Genomic DNA, 343 nt, shown 5'->3' on the forward strand with positions numbered 1-343 from the left:
GTTGTGGTTGAATCGAGTAGACGTATACGATAAAAATTGTAATAATTTCAAGACTTATGCTATTTCCTTGAATATACGAGAGAAGGAAACTAAAAGGACTGTAAAAAAATTAGAGTATAAGTTGAAAGACATTCCGACAATGATTGAATTAACAATTCCTAAAGAATTTTTGACAAAAGACGACCATAGAGAATATGAAGTAGTTATTGAAGGGCTAAAAGATAATTGTATTATTTCTAAAGCAAGCCAAATTAGCGCATTGGGATATACTGCTAGTGAAAAAGAAATTGAAGCGAAAGCTTCTGAAAAGACAGAAATTGACTATGAAAATGTGATTATGACA

1 protein-coding gene is annotated in these 343 nt (G+C 30.6%); it reads left to right on the forward strand.

All coding sequences use genetic code 11. The features are described from left to right. Positions 1–139: 139 nt before the first annotated feature. Positions 140–343: hypothetical protein (locus tag AB3I00_RS14760; protein ID WP_368025634.1), on the forward strand; the 204-nt coding region annotated here is incomplete at its 3' end.

The sequence above is a fragment of the Enterococcus sp. C76 genome, from assembly GCF_040886985.1.
Lineage (GTDB): Bacteria > Bacillota > Bacilli > Lactobacillales > Enterococcaceae > Enterococcus_B > Enterococcus_B lactis.